At 68.3% G+C, this 15,324-nt stretch carries 18 protein-coding genes and 2 pseudogenes; 12 read left to right on the forward strand and 8 right to left on the reverse strand.

Going from position 1 to position 15,324, the window contains the following annotated elements:
• Positions 1 to 42: 42 nt before the first annotated feature.
• Both ABZX22_RS29140 and ABZX22_RS29145 read right to left on the reverse strand, forming a co-directional pair.
• On the reverse strand, positions 43 to 393 hold the full coding sequence (locus ABZX22_RS29140; protein WP_354914691.1) for a hypothetical protein: 351 nt from the start codon (positions 391 to 393) through the stop codon (positions 43 to 45).
• The gene (locus ABZX22_RS29145; RefSeq protein ID WP_354914693.1) at positions 390 to 1,583 is read right to left on the reverse strand and encodes a hypothetical protein; all 1,194 of its coding nucleotides are present in this window, start codon (positions 1,581 to 1,583) and stop codon (positions 390 to 392) included. Before ABZX22_RS29145 ends, ABZX22_RS29140 begins: the two co-directional genes overlap by 4 nt.
• A gap of 121 nt (positions 1,584 to 1,704) precedes the next feature.
• On the opposite strand from ABZX22_RS29145, the gene ABZX22_RS29150 reads away from it, so the two are divergent.
• From ABZX22_RS29150 to ABZX22_RS29160, 3 genes are all read left to right on the forward strand, one after another.
• Positions 1,705 to 2,292: an HXXEE domain-containing protein gene (locus ABZX22_RS29150; protein ID WP_354914695.1), complete on the forward strand. Its 588-nt coding sequence runs from the start codon at positions 1,705 to 1,707 to the stop codon at positions 2,290 to 2,292.
• A gap of 85 nt (positions 2,293 to 2,377) precedes the next feature.
• Positions 2,378 to 3,352 carry an alpha/beta hydrolase gene (locus ABZX22_RS29155; RefSeq protein WP_354914697.1) on the forward strand — a complete coding sequence of 325 codons (975 nt, stop codon included), beginning with the start codon at positions 2,378 to 2,380 and terminating at the stop codon, positions 3,350 to 3,352.
• 10 nt (positions 3,353 to 3,362) lie between these two features.
• The gene (locus ABZX22_RS29160; RefSeq protein WP_354914699.1) at positions 3,363 to 3,827 is read left to right on the forward strand and encodes an SAM-dependent methyltransferase; all 465 of its coding nucleotides are present in this window, start codon (positions 3,363 to 3,365) and stop codon (positions 3,825 to 3,827) included.
• Here ABZX22_RS29160 and ABZX22_RS29165 read toward each other — a convergent pair.
• Complete coding sequence (locus tag ABZX22_RS29165) at positions 3,821 to 4,270, reverse strand: hypothetical protein (protein WP_354914701.1); 450 nt, start codon at positions 4,268 to 4,270, stop codon at positions 3,821 to 3,823. The genes ABZX22_RS29160 and ABZX22_RS29165 overlap by 7 nt on opposite strands.
• A gap of 227 nt (positions 4,271 to 4,497) precedes the next feature.
• Here ABZX22_RS29165 and ABZX22_RS29170 point away from each other — a divergent pair, with 227 nt between their 5' ends.
• Genes ABZX22_RS29170 through ABZX22_RS29180 form a run of 3 tightly spaced genes read left to right on the forward strand, consistent with a single transcriptional unit; the run spans position 4,498 to position 5,995 of the window.
• Positions 4,498 to 4,923: an AraC family ligand binding domain-containing protein gene (locus tag ABZX22_RS29170; RefSeq protein WP_354914703.1), complete on the forward strand. Its 426-nt coding sequence runs from the start codon at positions 4,498 to 4,500 to the stop codon at positions 4,921 to 4,923.
• Between the two features lie 9 nt (positions 4,924 to 4,932).
• On the forward strand, positions 4,933 to 5,424 hold the full coding sequence (locus ABZX22_RS29175; protein WP_354914705.1) for a hypothetical protein: 492 nt from the start codon (positions 4,933 to 4,935) through the stop codon (positions 5,422 to 5,424).
• A complete protein-coding gene (locus tag ABZX22_RS29180) occupies positions 5,357 to 5,995 on the forward strand; it encodes an integrase core domain-containing protein (RefSeq protein ID WP_354914707.1) in 639 nt (212 codons plus the stop codon). The genes ABZX22_RS29175 and ABZX22_RS29180 overlap by 68 nt, the downstream gene beginning before the upstream one ends.
• Before the next feature lie 109 nt (positions 5,996 to 6,104).
• Here the strand turns inward: ABZX22_RS29180 and ABZX22_RS29185 are convergent, their stop codons facing one another.
• Both ABZX22_RS29185 and ABZX22_RS29190 read right to left on the reverse strand, forming a co-directional pair.
• Positions 6,105 to 6,461, reverse strand: a complete 357-nt coding sequence (locus ABZX22_RS29185; RefSeq protein WP_354914709.1) for a transposase — start codon at positions 6,459 to 6,461, stop codon at positions 6,105 to 6,107.
• A gap of 80 nt (positions 6,462 to 6,541) precedes the next feature.
• On the reverse strand, positions 6,542 to 7,561 hold the full coding sequence (locus ABZX22_RS29190) for a winged helix-turn-helix domain-containing protein (protein WP_354914711.1): 1,020 nt from the start codon (positions 7,559 to 7,561) through the stop codon (positions 6,542 to 6,544).
• Between the two features lie 545 nt (positions 7,562 to 8,106).
• Between ABZX22_RS29190 and ABZX22_RS29195 the strand changes: the two genes are divergently transcribed.
• On the forward strand, positions 8,107 to 8,337 hold the full coding sequence (locus ABZX22_RS29195; protein ID WP_354914713.1) for a hypothetical protein: 231 nt from the start codon (positions 8,107 to 8,109) through the stop codon (positions 8,335 to 8,337).
• Positions 8,338 to 8,768: 431 nt separating this feature from the next.
• Positions 8,769 to 9,503: an LmbU family transcriptional regulator gene (locus ABZX22_RS29200; RefSeq protein WP_354914714.1), complete on the forward strand. Its 735-nt coding sequence runs from the start codon at positions 8,769 to 8,771 to the stop codon at positions 9,501 to 9,503.
• A gap of 161 nt (positions 9,504 to 9,664) precedes the next feature.
• Here ABZX22_RS29200 and ABZX22_RS29205 read toward each other — a convergent pair.
• A pseudogene (locus ABZX22_RS29205) lies at positions 9,665 to 10,240 on the reverse strand (alpha/beta hydrolase fold domain-containing protein); the annotation flags it as partial.
• Positions 10,241 to 10,614: 374 nt separating this feature from the next.
• On the opposite strand from ABZX22_RS29205, the pseudogene ABZX22_RS29210 reads away from it, so the two are divergent.
• The 4 genes and pseudogenes from ABZX22_RS29210 to ABZX22_RS29225 all read left to right on the forward strand — a co-directional run bounded on the left by ABZX22_RS29210 (position 10,615) and on the right by ABZX22_RS29225 (position 13,632).
• Positions 10,615 to 11,676, forward strand: a pseudogene (locus tag ABZX22_RS29210) (transposase).
• 349 nt (positions 11,677 to 12,025) lie between these two features.
• A complete protein-coding gene (locus ABZX22_RS29215; protein ID WP_354914716.1) occupies positions 12,026 to 12,184 on the forward strand; it encodes a hypothetical protein in 159 nt (52 codons plus the stop codon).
• Between the two features lie 39 nt (positions 12,185 to 12,223).
• The gene (locus ABZX22_RS29220; protein ID WP_354914718.1) at positions 12,224 to 12,880 is read left to right on the forward strand and encodes a 4'-phosphopantetheinyl transferase superfamily protein; all 657 of its coding nucleotides are present in this window, start codon (positions 12,224 to 12,226) and stop codon (positions 12,878 to 12,880) included.
• Between the two features lie 122 nt (positions 12,881 to 13,002).
• Entirely contained in the window at positions 13,003 to 13,632 is a 630-nt protein-coding gene (locus ABZX22_RS29225) for a hypothetical protein (RefSeq protein ID WP_354914719.1), read from the forward strand.
• A 23-nt stretch (positions 13,633 to 13,655) separates the two neighbouring features.
• Here ABZX22_RS29225 and ABZX22_RS29230 read toward each other — a convergent pair whose 3' ends face one another.
• Together ABZX22_RS29230 and ABZX22_RS29235 are read right to left on the reverse strand one after the other, a co-directional pair.
• Complete coding sequence (locus ABZX22_RS29230; protein WP_354914721.1) at positions 13,656 to 14,120, reverse strand: group II intron maturase-specific domain-containing protein; 465 nt, start codon at positions 14,118 to 14,120, stop codon at positions 13,656 to 13,658.
• A gap of 229 nt (positions 14,121 to 14,349) precedes the next feature.
• The gene (locus ABZX22_RS29235) at positions 14,350 to 14,709 is read right to left on the reverse strand and encodes a tyrosine-type recombinase/integrase (RefSeq protein WP_354914723.1); all 360 of its coding nucleotides are present in this window, start codon (positions 14,707 to 14,709) and stop codon (positions 14,350 to 14,352) included.
• Between the last annotated feature and the right edge of the window lie 615 nt (positions 14,710 to 15,324).

Raw genomic sequence — 15,324 nt, forward strand, 5'->3', positions numbered from 1 at the left:
TCTCGTCAGCCGCCTCCGTCACCCGACTGATGCTCCTTCCCGTCATACCAGCATGGTGACTGTGATCAGCTCCTCGCCTCGATCCCCGGACACCGTGATCGCCAGCTCCCACACGCCGCTCATGGTGAACAAGTCCTGCGTCGCGACGAAGCGGCCAGGGTCAGCTCGCACGGTGCCGACCGGCGGCAGCGCGTGGCCCGTGCTCGGCATGGCGGCCGCCAGCGTGACCTCCCCGGCCTCGCCCGAGGTCACCCGCACCTCGACTCGATCGGCCTGCAGCACGGTGACGGTGTAGCGCGTGCCCGCCGCCTCCACGCTCTCGGGGCCGATCCAGCGGGCGGTGACGGCGAACAGCACGCCCGCCACCAGCAGGCAGAGTGCCGCGTATCTCATCGATCCACCTTCAGGGTGAAGTGCCGCGTCATGAGCCGCCCTCCTTCGGTGTACTGAGCCCAGGCCAGGTAGCGGCCCGGATCTGGGAGCGTGAGCGTGAAGCGCAGCGCGGAAGCGCCGGTCTGGGTCCCGTGGGCGTGCGCCAGGTGGGCGCCGTCCTGGCTCCTGACGATCAGATGGCCGGGCATGCCCAGCCAGGGCTGGATCGCTCCCTCCGTGCCAATCTCGATGGTCACCGGGCTGCCGGCGACCGGCGCAGCGGGTGTGAGGCGGGGCACGACGGTCTCCTGGGAGAAGGGCAGGGCCGTACCGGAAACCTCGAAGGCTCCGGTGAGGAGCTGGCCGCCGGACTGTTGCCGCTCGATCTCGGTGTGGGCGAAGTAGCGGCCTGGCTGCGGGAGGCTCAGCCGTACGGCAAGCACACCCGGCGCGGTCCGCAACGGGTGCGCGTGCCGGAAGACGGCACCATCCTGGCTGGTCACCACCAGATGCACCAGGGCCTCATGGTGGACGGCGAGGTCGTCCACCGGCCGCCCGGTCGCGCCGTCGGCCAGCTGCAGGGTCAGGGTGAACTCGGCGCCCGTGGCGGGCCGGGCGGGCTGCGTCGAGAAGCGTCCCTGCGCGTACGGCCGGCCGGGCTCGGCGCGCGTCTGCTGGTCTGGAGGCAGGTACGGCTTCAGCAGCATCACGACCGCCGCGACCGAGGCGACCGCGCTCGCGGTGCCCACCAGGAGGCGGGACATCCTGTTGGCCAGCACGCCGCCCACCAGTAGCAGGCCGAGCGCCAGCACCGCGCCGTCGCCCATCATCGTCCACCACGCGCCGGCGGGCACCAGCACCCGGAACGGGATCACGGAGACCTCGTCACCGGTGCGGACGCGCAGCTCGTGCGGGCCCGCCCGGCCGGGCCGCAGCAAGGCGGGTTCACGACCGGCGCGCACCGAACCGGTCGACCTGCTCCCGTCGGTCAGCGAGCGCAGCTCCAGGTCCAGGCTCACGGGGCGGAAGGCCTGGGCACTCACCCGCAGCGGCGCGACCCCGGCGATGACGAGCGTGACCTCGCCCGCTGCGAAGGTCTGCGTCACCCGCAGGTCCGCGCCGGCCTCGACGACGTGCGCCACCGCAGGAGCGGCTGGCGACAGCGCCAGCAGCAGCGCGGCCGCCAGCGCCGCCAGGCTGATCGACTTCATGACGGAGACGCTAGGCCGGGGCGTGGGCCGAGCGCCTCCGTCACGTGACTGATGAGCCGTCGGGGCACATCAGTCACGTGACGGAGGCGGCCGGAGTAGCGATCTTCCTACAGTTCCGGCCATGACCAAGCGAACTGAACCGTATTCGGCGACCGTGATGGCGGTCCTCGCCGCAGGCTTCTGCACCTGGGCGTTGCTCACCCTGCCCATCCAGGGCGCCGTCATCCTCGTGGTGGCCAGCGTGCTGGGCTGGAGCGGCTGGATGGCCTTCAGCTACACCCGCCCAGTGAAGTCCAGGAGGGTGATCGCCGTCTACCTATGCGCGGTGGGCTTCCAGCTCATCCACATGGCCGAGGAGTACACCGGCGGCTTCCCGCACGAGATCGTCGAGTTGTTCGACTCGCCGCGGGACTGGCCGGAGAACGAGTTCCTCCTCGTCTTCGTCTTCGGTTTCGGCGCCCTGTACTTCTTCGCTGGTGCGGGCGCGCTCTACCGGATCCGCGTGGCCAACTTCTTCCTGTGGTGGTACGCCCTGGGCGCGGGCCTGCTCAACGGCGTCGCCCACTTCGTCTTCCCGATCCTCAAGGGCGGCTACTTCCCCGGCCTGTACACCGCGGGCGGGCACTTCCTCATGAGCGGGCTGCTGATCTACTTCCTCGTCAAGGAGAACCGGCAGCTCAAGGCGGAGGAGCAGGTGCTCGCTGTGTGAGCCGGATCACGCGCGGTGCCTGTCACGGTGCCCCTCACCGGCCCGTCTAGACGCGTGAACGCTTTCATCAGACCGAAGGATCACCATGGTTCGCTCTGACACCACACCTCAGACCACCGTCAAGCGACGGCGCTGGCCCCGCTGCCTGGTGGGTGCGCTCGCGCTGCTGGTGGTCGTGATGCTGGTCGGCGCGTACGGCTGGCAGCCGGCCGAGGACGGCCGCGCTTTCCGCTCGCCGTACCTGGCCCAGGTCGGCTCACGCTACGCCGACACCCCGATCGCCCGCTTCCACTACGTCCAGGCCGGATCCGGCTCGCCGGTGATCCTGCTCTCGCCCGGCGGCACCTCGGTCGTCGGTTGGAAGGACCAGCTCGACGTGCTGGCCCGCGACCACACCGTTTACGTGGTCGACCTGCCTGGCCAGGGCTACACCCAGTTGAAGGACTCGGCTTTCGGCTTCGACGTGGATGCGATGGTCTCCGCCGTCGGCGCGTTCTTGGACAGTCTGGGTGTACGGCAGGCCGCCCTGGCGGGCAATTCGTGGAGCGGCGGCTGGGCCCTGGCCTTCGCGCAGCGCCACCCCGATCGTGTCACCAAGCTCGCCCTGCTGGACGCCACCGGGTTGGACCTGCCCGGCACCTTGATGTGGGAGTCGCTGAAGATCCCGGTCGTCGGCGAGTTGGCCGTCAAGCTGTCCACCGCCAAGTCCACCGTCCGAGGCCTGGCCGAGGGCATGATGGTCAACAAGCAGCGCGTCAACGAGCAGCTGCTGGACGAGTGGTGGGCGCCGATGACCTTCCATGACAACATTCGCGCCACCTACCTGCTGGAACGCCGTCTCGACTGGGCGCAGACCGAGCGCGCCCTGCCCGCCACCAAGACCCCGACCCTGGTCCTGTGGGGCAAGCAGGACACCATCCAGCCGGTCGAGCGCGCCCACCGTTTCGCCGAGCTGCTCCCGAACGAGCAGCTTGTCATCCTGGACGGTTGCGGTCACGCTCCCCAACTGGACTGCCCGGACCCGGTCAACCGCCACCTCCAGACCTTCTTCACCCCCTGAGGAGAACGTTGTGCAGCCCATCGTTTTGCAGCCTGTGGGAACCGTCGTCGGCGGGCGCATCGAGGCCGTCGACGACGACTGGAACACCGAGCAGGCGCTGATCCGCCTCGACGTGACCCGTTTCGGGCCGGAGTCCCTCGCCGGGCTGGACGCCTTCTCGCACCTGGAGGTGGTGTTCCAGTTCCATCTTGTGGAGCCCGCCTCGATCAACACCGCGGCCCGTCACCCTCGGGGAAACCCGGGCTGGCCCAAGGTCGGTATCTTCGCCCAGCGCGGCAAGAACCGCCCGAACCTGCTGGGCGTCTCCCGCTGCCGCCTGCTCGCCGTCGATGGTCTGGACATCCACGTACGCGGCCTGGACGCCATCGACGGCACCCCGGTCCTGGACGTCAAGCCGTACATGGCCGAGTTCGGCCCGCGGGGCGAGACGGTGCAGCCGGAGTGGGCGACCGAGCTGATGCGCGCCTACTACTGACCGCCCCGCAGGAGCCGCAGAGCGGCCTCGGTGGGGCTGTCCTTGCCGGGGGTGAAGGCGACGAGGCGCTGGCGAGCGTCACCGGGGGCCTCGAAGTTCTCGTCGGTGAAGGTGAGCACGCCCGCCTCGGGGTGGCGCAGGCTCTTCGTCCCCGAGGTGCGGAGAGCGACCTCGCCGGTGACCCAGTGGGTGCGGAAGTCGGTGCTGCCGGCCGTCAGCTCCTTGATCAGGGCGGCCAGCTCCCGGTCATCGGGATGGCGGGCGGCCACATGCCGGAGCTGGGCGGCGGTGGCGGCGACGACCTGCGGCCACTCGACGTACAGGGTGCGGGCCGCCAGATCATGACGATCGAGGGGGAGCTGGGTCGCCTGCCCGCGGTCCGACGGAGCTTCGAGCAGCTGAGAGAGCGGCTGGCGGACATCGATGCAGCGCCGAGCGCGCAAGCTCGAGAGCTCTACGAGCGGCTCATCCGGTAGGCACACCCGCACGTGGCCGCGGCCGTCATGCGCGGTCCCTGGGCGCGGCCCGGCGCGCTCGAGCAACCCGTTGATGCCAGGAGCGGCGGCCACGGCGCCGGCTCGTTCATGTTGACCGCGAATCACACCGAAGGTGGTCAGGCCCTACCCTTGCTGACACGGAGGTCAGGGAGTGGAACGGCACGCAGCTCGCCGTGATCCGCCCTGCCTCCGGCGGTTTTCCCCGGCACAGCCACGACGAGTACGTAGTCAGCGCCAACCTCTGCGGCCGTGAGCGGGTACGCCTGGATCGGGCCTCGTTCGAGGCGGGCACCGAGGAGGTGACCGTCTACAACCCCGGCCAGGTCCAGTCGTGCACCACCCAAGCGCCGGACGGGACGCCATGGGGGTGCGTGAGCTGGTACGTCCAGCCCGCCCTGATGCGGTCGCTGACTGGGGGCGTTCTGGTGGACTTCGAGCGGCCGGTGGTCCGCGCGGCGCACCTGCGCGCGGAGCTGCTGGCCGCGGCGCGCGCTCCCGTGCACGATGCGGACCTGGTCGGGGAACGGCTGCCTGTGGGTGCCCGAAACTCGGCCGTTGGGGCTGATCTGGGGTTAGGCGTTCCCGTTCTTGCGGCATGATCGCTGTTCATGGCGCTGCGGCTGCTTTATCTGGTCTTCGTCCGGCTCGCGGGTTGGGTGGTGCTGCTGGCTCGCTCACAGAGGTCGAAGGACGCGGAGATCCTCGTCTTGCGTCATCAGCTCGCGGTGTTGCGTCGGCAGGTGGCACGGCCCCGGCCGTCGTGGGCGGATCGGGCGGTGATCAGCGCGTTGGCGCGGCTGCTGTCTCCAGCCGGTCGTCGGCGGTTGTTCGTGACGCCGGGCACGGTGCTGCGCTGGCACGCTGATCTGGTGCGGCGGCGCTGGGCCTTCAAGCGCCGCAGCCATGGCCGGCCTTCCACCCGCGCCTCCATCCGGGCCTTGGTACTTCGTCTGGCCGGGGAGAATCCGTTGTGGGGTTACCGGCGGATCGCCGGGGAACTTGGCTCTGGGTTATCGGGTGGGGGCCTCCACGGTGTGGCTGATCTTGAAGAAGGCCGGTATCGACCCGGCGCCGCGACGCGTGGGACCGACCTGGAGTGAGTTCCTGCGTGCTCAAGCTACCGGGATCTTGGCGTGCGATTTCTTTCATTGCGACACCGTGCTGTTCAAACGTCTGTATTGCCTGGTCGTCATGGAGCTCTGTACCCGCCGGGTGCATGTGCTCGGTGTCACCGAGCATCCGGCCGGGTTGTGGGTTGCGCAGCAGGCCAGGAACTTGATGATCGAGCGGGGGGACAGGGTGGAGGGGTTCAGGTTCCTCATCCGCGATCGGGATGCGAAGTTCACCACGATGTTCGACGAGGTCTTCACGGCCGCAGGCGTCCGCATCCTCAAGACACCGCCTCGGGCTCCGCGGGCCAACGCTTTCGCCGAGCGTTGGATCGGCGGCCTGCGCCGAGAACTCCTCGATCGGATCCTCATCGTCAACGCCCGCCACTTACGGCGCGTGCTGGCTGCCTATGAGACCCATTTCAATGAGCATCGCCCGCATCGCTCCCTGGGCCAGGCCGCTCCGCTACGAGACCTTCCCGACCCGGTCGAGGCCGATATCAAGGTCATCCGGCATGACCGCCTCGGCGGGCTGATCCACGAATACGCGCAGGTCGCATAGGGCGGCCGAGTTTTTGGCACCCACAAGCTGGCCCGGTTGAGGCCGATCACCTGACACAACCGCTTCACCCCGAAGGTGTCCCGATGATCGTCAACGAACTGGAAGCGGTTCACCAGTGCGTCTCCCCGGCGAAATATTTGGCCGCCTTGCGAAGAATGTCGCGTTCGGTGGTGAGCTTCTTCTCGCTGGCCTCCAGCTCACGCACCCGGGCTTCCAACTGGGCGATCCGCTCCGCGGCTTCGTCACCCGCCCCGGCAGGTTGCCGGGTGCGCCCGGCATCCGGGCCGGCCGACGGCCCGACCGGCCCGTCACCGTGCAGGACGCGCGCCCGCAACACCCACGCGCGCAGGCTGCCCCGGCTCACGCCCAGATCGGCGGCGATGCCTTTGTAGGTCGCGCCCGGGGTGGACTCGTACAAGGCCACGGCATCGGCCTTGAACTCATCCGAGTAGTCCTTCAACGCCATCGGCGGTCTTCTCGCTTCCTCCGGATCAAGCAAGATCCAGTATCAGCGTGTCCACCAACCAGGGGAAGTGCCGGCCGCCCTCAGGACCTGAGCGACCACTCTCTACTTTCGGGCGTGAGCAGCCCAGCGCCCAATGGGGTGAGGGTATGTCGAACGGTGTTGGCGTGCCGGACGCTGGTGACCAGGCCGGCGGCCCGCAACACGTTGGCGTGCTCGGAGGCGGAGGCGGGGGAGATGCCCAGGCGTTCGGCTAGCTGTTTGGTGGTGTGGCCGGTGGGCTCGGCCAGGGCGTCAAGGACGGCTGCCCGGGTTCTGCCGAGGAGCGCTGCCAGGGCCGCTGGGGCATGGGGCTGGGCAGTGGATGACTTGATGACGAGCCCTAAGTTCTGCCGGGAGTAAACCGGCGGGTACACCAGGACGGGGATGTCCACCTCGTTAAGGAGGGCCCGTGGTCGGCGGCCGCAGAAGACGTGGGGGCACAGCAGGAGGCCCCGGCCCTCCAGGTGGAAGTCGCCGCTTTGGCCCGGTAGCCCGGGAAGCTCCAGGACCGGATCGCGCCAGCGCGCCTCGGGGTGTAGCCCGGCCAGCACTGCGCCCGCTCCGGCGCGAGCCATGGTGTCAACACGCCAGGCACGGTCGGCGGCCAGCATGGTCCGCATCCGGTGGTTGAAGGGCTCGATGGCGACGTCGTAGTAAGCCGCCAGTGCGTTGGCCACCGCATCCAATGCGTCGCGGTCCCCTTCGGCCAGCGGTTTGGCCCAGGTAGGCACTCGGCGGTAGGTCGACAGGCGTGCCAGGTCGGCGGCAAGGCGCTTGCGCGGTGTGCCGCGTATCGCCTCAAATGCTCCGTCACCAGGAAAGGCATGATGGCTGGGGGTGAGGAAGTCCGGCATCCAACCGAAAGCCGGCACCAGGGCGCCGAGCAGCGACGTCTGGGCAGGCAGCCGCGGCATAACCTGGCGCCGCCAAGCCGAGAAGAGCAGGCCTGAGCCATGACGGAGCACTTGCAAACTCATCACCGCCTCGCTCACCGGCAGTGTCGTGCTGTTCGCGAATGCGACGCCGGCTAAGTCCTTTCCTGTGAAGTGAATTCGCAACATTCCGTTCCCCCTGTCCGGTTCCCTGACGCTCCCCGCTGCTGGGCAGGGACATTAGGCGACAGCCGAATTGCCGTTGTCAACGATGTCCCCAACCAAGATCGTATGTGACGAGGGAGGCCAAACGAGGCTCCCGAACGACCTCACCATCGACACCCTCTGTGCCGCTGCACAGCGGGTGACACTCACGAGAAGACTTGGCATGCGTCATTCATTCGGGCTTGCCGACGCACTCATAGGCGCGTCGTTGACTTCTGCGCGTACGTCCGCACCAGGGCCGGGCTCGCCGCCAGTGACCTGCCAGCACCTCGGCCACGTCGGCGGCCGCGGCCAGGCGGCTCATAGCGAGCTGCAAGAGCACGGCAGTGGCCCGTGTAGGGGTGACAAACGACCATGTTCTGGGATGAGAAAGGATCTTCCCGGGTGGGGGTGGGCCCGACTTACCGAACGCGACGGCGTGGGCATCCATCCAGACGGCGCGGCGGACTGTGCATCCACCGGCAGCCGGAGCAGGTCGCCCGGGAGCGAGTACCTGGGAAGCGATCATCGTGTTCGAGGATGAGATGGGGCAGGTCGTCGCCGAACAGATGCAACAGGCCGACGCCTTACTGCTGGGGCGCGAGACGTACAAGGAGTTCGCCGCCCACTGGCCGTATCAGGACCCCACCCTGGCGTGCGCGCGGACTGCGGCGGCGGGGCGAGCAGGCTTCCCGCTCGTGTACAGGCAGGTGGTAAGGGGGAACGAGAGTTCTTCGCGCCAGCCCTTCTGCATTTTCTGATGTCCAACGAAAACGACTGTGCGACCTTGACGACCCAACAGAGCATGGATGACTGTGCGACACACGCAGACGGCCGCAGGACTGTTACCCGATCTTCTCGGCCTCCCGGTCGAGGACAGACACGCTGTCCACCCGGATCCTGACGGCCGCCACGTCGATAGTCGCCCAGGTCCGGCACTCCCGCCGGCGGACCGTGTCGAACCCTTCTCCTGATTCGCTCTCAGCACCTCCACCACGCCGGCGGGGATCGTGAGCGTGGCGGTGACCCGGTTCGATTCGTCAGGGGTTTCAGTTGTGGCTTTCAACCTGGAGGAACGGGGCTGCCAGGTCCTGCCCGCCTGGGCGAGCAGGAGAAATCCGGTCATACGACCTGAGCCGAGCGTGGGGGAACGACGCTTCGGCGAAGGCGGAACTTAAGGGAAGGAGGAAGGATGACCGATGAGAGCCAAGCGCTCACCAGTCGGAGAAGACACGAGGCAGTTCGTGTCGCCCAACCAGGGTCGGGGGAGCAGCCAAGGCTCGGCCTCGACCGTACCGTCATCCCGCGCAGGACCGGATTGCAGTTTCCTGTGCCCATCGCGCTGGCCTGCTGGGAACGGATCGGGCGTCAGCTGTCGCTCATCTCCGACTCTTCCTCCTGGTGGCTGGGCGACTGGCTGGTCTACGGAGAGAGCCAGTACAGCGACCGATACCGCACCGCGATCCAGCGCACTTCCCTCGACTATCAGACGCTGCGCAACTACGCCTGGGTGAGCCGCCGTTTCAGCCTGCCCCGGCGCAGGGACAAGCTGAGCTTCGCCCATCACGCCGAGGTCGCCGCGATGAGCGAGGCCGAGCAGGACTTGTGGCTGGACCGGGCGGAGAAGCTCCGCTGGTCCAGGAACCGGTTACGGAGAGAACTGAGGGGCGCGAGCACGCCCGAACACCAGGAGGAACACGGCCAGGAGGCCACCGAGGCGCGCCCCGTGGGCCCGATGCGCGGTGACGCGTCCGGGCTGGCGCTGAGCCCCAGCCAGGAGCAGCTCGAACGCTGGCAGCTCGCGGCGCGACTGGAGGACTGCGAACTGTCGAACTGGGTCATGCAGGTGGCGGAGTCGTTCGCCTTGGAGATCATCGGGCGGCACCATGACGACGGCCGCGAGAAGCTCTCCACCCGCAGCTCCTAGACAGAGTGTCCGTGGCCATGTAGAAGCCCCTGCGAAGTGGTCGGTTCGGGGTCACCACTGATGGCCGGTCCAGGTCTCCGCTCGTCCTTCGGCTGGTGGGTGTGACGCGCGGCGGTGTGCTCCCTGAGCGGTGATCGTGACAGTGTCAGCCAGTCACTGGATCACCGCTCAGAGCCCGGCTCGGCGACCTCGCCGTCCGCGACGCCCGTGCGACCGGGCGCGTCGTAGGCGGTGCGGAGGTGGTCGCCGATCATCCTGAGCCGTGCGGGCGGCTTGACGTGGGTGAACCCGTGGTCGGAGCCAGCAAACTCGTGGTGGTTGACCTCGGCGCCGTTCGCGCGCGCCTCCTCGGCGAACGCGCGCATGTCATGGCGGAGGGTGTCGAGGCCGCCGGCGAGGACGAGCAACGGCGGGAAGTCTCCCAGTTTCGGGTACTTGGCCGGTGACACGACCGGGTCGGTCAGGTCGGCGCCCAGGAGGTAGGTTTCGTGGATCATGCGTAGCATCCAGGGGCCGATGACCGGGATCTTGCGCGGGGAGGTGCGGCTCTCGTCGGGCAGGGAGAAGTCCGACGCGCCGTACTCCAGGCTGGCCGCCACCGGCGTGGGCGTTCCGTCCTGCAGTGCCTGGACGATCACGCTCAACGCGAGCTTCGCGCCCGTGCTGGCCCCGCCGGCCGATACCCGGTTCTCGTCCCAGCCCTGCATACCGGCCTGTTCGAGAATCCATAGGTAAGCGTCGTAACACTCCTACTCGGCAACGGGGAAGCGGGCCTGCGGGCTCACGTCGTAATCGGGGAGCACGACGTAGCAGCGCCAGGTACCTGGCGACGTTGTCCTCCTGCTCTGGACGGCGTACCACGAAGGCCCCGTCGTGGAGGAGCAGGTGGACGGGCGGACGTCGCCCCGCCGAGAGCCGCGCCTCGATGTCCGCGGGGACCGGCGAGTACAGCAGGGCGGGGATGTCGCCGTGCCGGGTCGGGATCGTGATCCGGTCCGGCACGGCGACGGGTTTCGTCGCGAACCGCAGCTTCGGCGATTCGAGCAAGAGCCGGCCCAGGACCGGGAAGACCGCCTGGAACAAGCGGGCCAGCAGCGCGGGCCGCCAGGCGATGAAACACGAGCCATCAAGTATTCATGAACGGGCCCAAGTGATCTCCCACGCCGGGCTGGCCCCAGCAATGCGGCTGGCCGAGCGATGCGGCCTGGACCGCCTGGTCGGCGAGCACCTGGCGCTGAGTGCCGCTGACGGTGTCAACGCGCCCGCGAAGGTGACCTCGATCGTGGCCGGGATGGCCTGCGGCGTCGACAGCATCGACGATCTGGACCTGCTGCGGCACGGCGGAATGGACAAAATGTTCACCGGCATCCGCGCGCCGTCCACGCTGGGCTCGTTCCTGCGCACGTTCACCTGGGGCAACGTCCGCCAGCTCGACAAGGTCGCGCGGCAGGCACTGGTTGGGCTGGCCACCTGCACGCCGCTGCTGCCCGGCGCTGACGTGCTGGCTTTCCTGGACATCGACTCCATGCAGCGCCGCACCTACGGGTATGCCAAGCAGGGCTCCGGCTTCGGCCACACCAAGATCCAAGGCAAGAATATGCTGGTGAAAGGGTTGAACGTGCTGGCCGTGACCCTGTCCACGCCGCTGGCCGCGCCGGTGATGGCGGCCAGCAGGCTGCGCGGCGGCACCTGCGGGTCGGGCCGTGGCGCGGCGTCCCTGGTCAGCGAATCGATCACCACCGCGGGCGGCGGGCTGCTCGGGCACGCTGGTGCTGCGCGGCGACAGCGCGTTCTACAGCGCCGACGTCATCGCCGCCTGCCGCGCCCACAACGTCCGCTTCTCGGTCACTGCCAAGCAGGATCCCAAGGTCAAAGCCGCGATCGCCACCATCGACGAGGACGCCTGGACGCCGATCGCCTACCCACGGGCGATCTTCGATGAGCAAGCCGGCGGCTGGTCTCCGACGCCGCCTGCCTGGCCTCGGCCTCCCACGCCCGGGGTGCCACCCTGCGCCGCCACCTGATCAACGTGCCCGCCCGGCTGGCCCGGCACGGCCGAGCAGGTGGTCAAGGCCATCTGGTCCTCCACCTGCCCGCCGGATGGCGCTGGCAGCCCGCCTGGCTCAACGTCTTCACCGCCACCCACGACCCGCCCACCGCACAAACGGCCTGACCAGCCGAAACCCTCTGGTCACGCACTGCCGACGATCCTCACGATCATCCGCGCCGCCACGCGAACCCCTATCGCCCAGACACACCGGACAAGCCGCGACCCGAGCACGGCGGTCCTCCCATGCCCGCAAACAGCCCTCCACCTGCGGACTCGTTCCTCGTGGAGGAATTGGGCCAGAAAACGATCACCAGGAATTACGCCGTGGATTCAGGCTCAGGCATGGCGTTCCATCTCTGAAAGATGGCTCTCGAACTCTCCGGCATCCTTCCGCGCCGGAGACTGGACGCTGCACGCCGGCGTCACCGGCGACTTCCGCCTGCACGACCTGAGCTCCGACCCGCTGGAGCTGGTGAACCGCTGGGCGGACCCGTCGGCCGCGGAGGCGCAGACGGCGCTCCTCGCCCAGCTCGCCGTCTGGCAGACGCGGGCCGAGGACCCGCTGCCAGTGGTGCCTGGCGGCTACCGGCCGAAGCGCGATCTGCGTAACTACCTGGCCCCGTACGCATAGGATCGCGCGTGTGATTCTCTTAGCCGGCGGTGCGGTCGGGTGATCGAGCGGATCCTGCCCGCCGCGGTGGTCGCCGTCGAGGCGTTCGACGACGACCCCGACGCGAGGTTGTTCCCTGAGGAAGAGGCGGTGGTGGCCCGCGCGGTCGCCAAGCGGCGCGAGGAGTTCGCCACCGTACGTGGGTGCGCCAGGAAGGCGCTGGCCGAGCTGGGCCTGCCGCCCCTACCGATCCTGCCGGGGGAGCGCGGCGCGCCGATCTGGCCGCCGGGCGTGGTCGGGAGCATGAGCCACTGCCTGGGCTACCGGGTGTGCGCGCTCGCGCGGGAGCGGGACATCGAGACAGTCGGGGTCGACGCCGAGCCGAACGCCGCGCTGCCGAAAAGGGTGCTGGACGCCGTCTCCGACGCCGCCGAGCGGGCGCGGATCGCCGTGCTGGAGGCGGCCCGCCCCGAGGTGGCGTGGGACCGGCTGCTGTTCTGCGTCAAGGAGGCCGTCTACAAGGCGTGGTTCCCGCTCACCCGGCGGTGGCTGGCCTTCTCGCAGGCGTCGGTGAGCATCGACGCAGCGGGCACGTTCAGCGCCCGGGTGCTGATCGAGGGCACGACGCCTGACGGGCGGCGGCTGACCGGGTTCGAGGGCAGGTGGCTGGCCGGCGACGACCTGGTGATCGCCGCCATCGCCGTGCCCGCTCGATAGCGCGCGGTCAAACGTGGCGATCTGCCAGGACCGGCTACTGGACTTCAACCCCGCCGCGGTCGTCGAGCTGGCTGCCGCTGTCCGGCCCAAGCCCGTCATCTGGACCGAGGAAAGGCGGCGCGGTGGGTAAAGACCACGCCGAACACCTGGACCGGCTCAAGCGAGCCCGCGAGGGCAAGCGGGTCGACCCCATCGCCACCTACATCGCCGCGCCCCGGCCCTCCCCAGTGATGGTCTGGACGCCCGAGCAGACCAAGGCGTTCCTCGCCTACGCTCGCCGGGATCGGCTTTTCGCCCTGTATCGGCTGATCGCGGTGCGCGGGCTACGGCGCGGTGAGGGAGTCGGGATACGCTGGCCGGACGTCATCTTCGAGACATCCAGGATCGGGATTCACTGGCAGATCACCCAGCTCGGCTGGGCCCCGATCCAGGGCAGCCCGAAGACCGACGCCAGCGACCGCGAGATCGCCGTGGACACCGAGACAATGGCCGTCCTCAAGACCCACAGGAAGCGGCAGTCAGGGAGCGGCTGGCCGCAGGAGAGACTGGATCGAGTCCGGATTCGTCTTCACCGACTAGATGGGCCGGCCGCTGCATCCCCAGCACGTCACCGATCGCTTCACCTGGATCTGCTATCAGGCCGGTTTGCCGCCGATCCGGCTGTCGAGTCGGCCCGGGGCGTGGTTTTGGTGTTGCCACCAGCCCGTTTCCCCGGACCGCTCGCCGAACCCGCCGTACCGATCTCTCGGTAACGGGCTCTCCACGGTGTCTGCCGTCAGGCGGGGTTCGTGGTGGGCCAAGGGGATGGGATCTTGTTGCCCCGGTAGGTGTAACGGGAGACCGTCACCTTCTCGATCCGGAAGAACTCGATCCCGCCCGCTGCGATGCGCCACCGCCCGGTGGCGGCGGTCAGATGGCGGCGAAGTTGACCCCAGTTCCAGCGGTGGCGGGCCCTCAGCAGGTGGGCGAGTCTCCAGAAGGTGAAATCGTCCAGCTTGCTGAGGGTGTGCTTGGCCACCGCGTGTTTGAAATAGTTGGCCCAGCCCCGCATGATCTGGCCCAACCGGGTCAGAATCGAGGCGAGGTCCCACTGCGATGTCTTGTGCGTCAGGGCACGGATCTCCGCCTTCAGCGTCCGGACGGGCCGGTCGGCGATGAAGGTGTAGACGTACCACTTGTTCGTACCCCTCTTACGTTTCCACCGGATGCGGAAGCTGAGGAAGTCGAACCCGTCGCTCATGTGGACCACCTGGGTTTTGGCTGGTGAGAGCCGCAGTCCCATCGGGGCCAGTACCTGGGCGACGTCTTCGCGTAACGCTTGGGTGTCCTCTCGCGAACCATGCACCAAGATCACGAAGTCGTCGGCTTATGCCGAGGCTCGGGTTATGCCGGCCCGGCCCGGAGAATGCCTGGTCAGTGGGCAGTTCGCCGTTCCCGGGTCGGCATAACCCGGTTGTTCCTGGCAGTGGTTAGAGGGTGTCGAGGAACGCGAGCAGGGCGTCGGGCGGGCGGTAGCGTCCGGGGCTGGTGCCCGGTTGCTGGACGCGGGCGAGGGCCTGTTCCATGATGCTCATGTCGGCGTGGAGATAGACCTGGGTGGTCTCGGCGTCCTCGTGGCCGAGCCAGAGGGCGATGACCGAGGTATCGACTCCGGCCCGCAGGAGTGACATGGCGGCGGTGTGCCTGAGCGTGTGCGGGGTGACGTTCTTCTCCTTGATCGACGGGCGACTGTCCATAGCTGCGGTTGCGTGCTTGGCGTCGAGCCGCTCGACGGCGTCACGGGAGAGCCGTCCGCCTGCGCGAGTCGGAAAGAGCGTGTGCCGCGTCAAAATGCAGTCGCAACGGCTCTGAGCTGTGGCTTGACTGAGTCTGCCAGCGCAGACAAGATCACGCTTTGTGCCTGTTCGCCTGCTCTACCTCATCACGGTCCGGGTGTTCGGCTGGCTGATGTTGCTGGGCCGCAGCGAGGCGTCGAAGAACGTGGAAATCATGGTGCTGCGGCACGAAGTGGCAGTGTTACGGCGTCAAGTCAGACGCTCCAAGCCGGACTGGGCTGATCGAGCCATTCTCGCTGCCCTGGCCCGATCGTTGCCGGTGGTCCTGCGCGCTCATCGACTGGTCACCCCGGCGACCTTTCTGGCATGGCATCGTCGTCTGCTACGCCGCGCCTGGACCTACCCGCGTCGGCCCGGGCGTACAGCAACGAGTCAGCAGCTTCGGGACTTGATCATTCGGCTGGCACGGGAGAATCCCACGTGGGGCCATCGACGGTGCACGGGGAGTTGGTGCGCCTCGGCTACCAGATCAGCGAGGCGACCGTGCGGCGCATTCTGCGCTCCATGTTGACACGATCTTTCTGAAGCGCCTGTACGTGTTGTTCATGATGGAGGTCAGCACGAGGCGCGTGCACATCTTGGGCGTGACGTCTCATCCGACCGGTGCGT

The sequence above is a fragment of the Nonomuraea sp. NPDC003804 genome (assembly GCF_040610675.1).
Taxonomy (GTDB): domain Bacteria; phylum Actinomycetota; class Actinomycetes; order Streptosporangiales; family Streptosporangiaceae; genus Nonomuraea.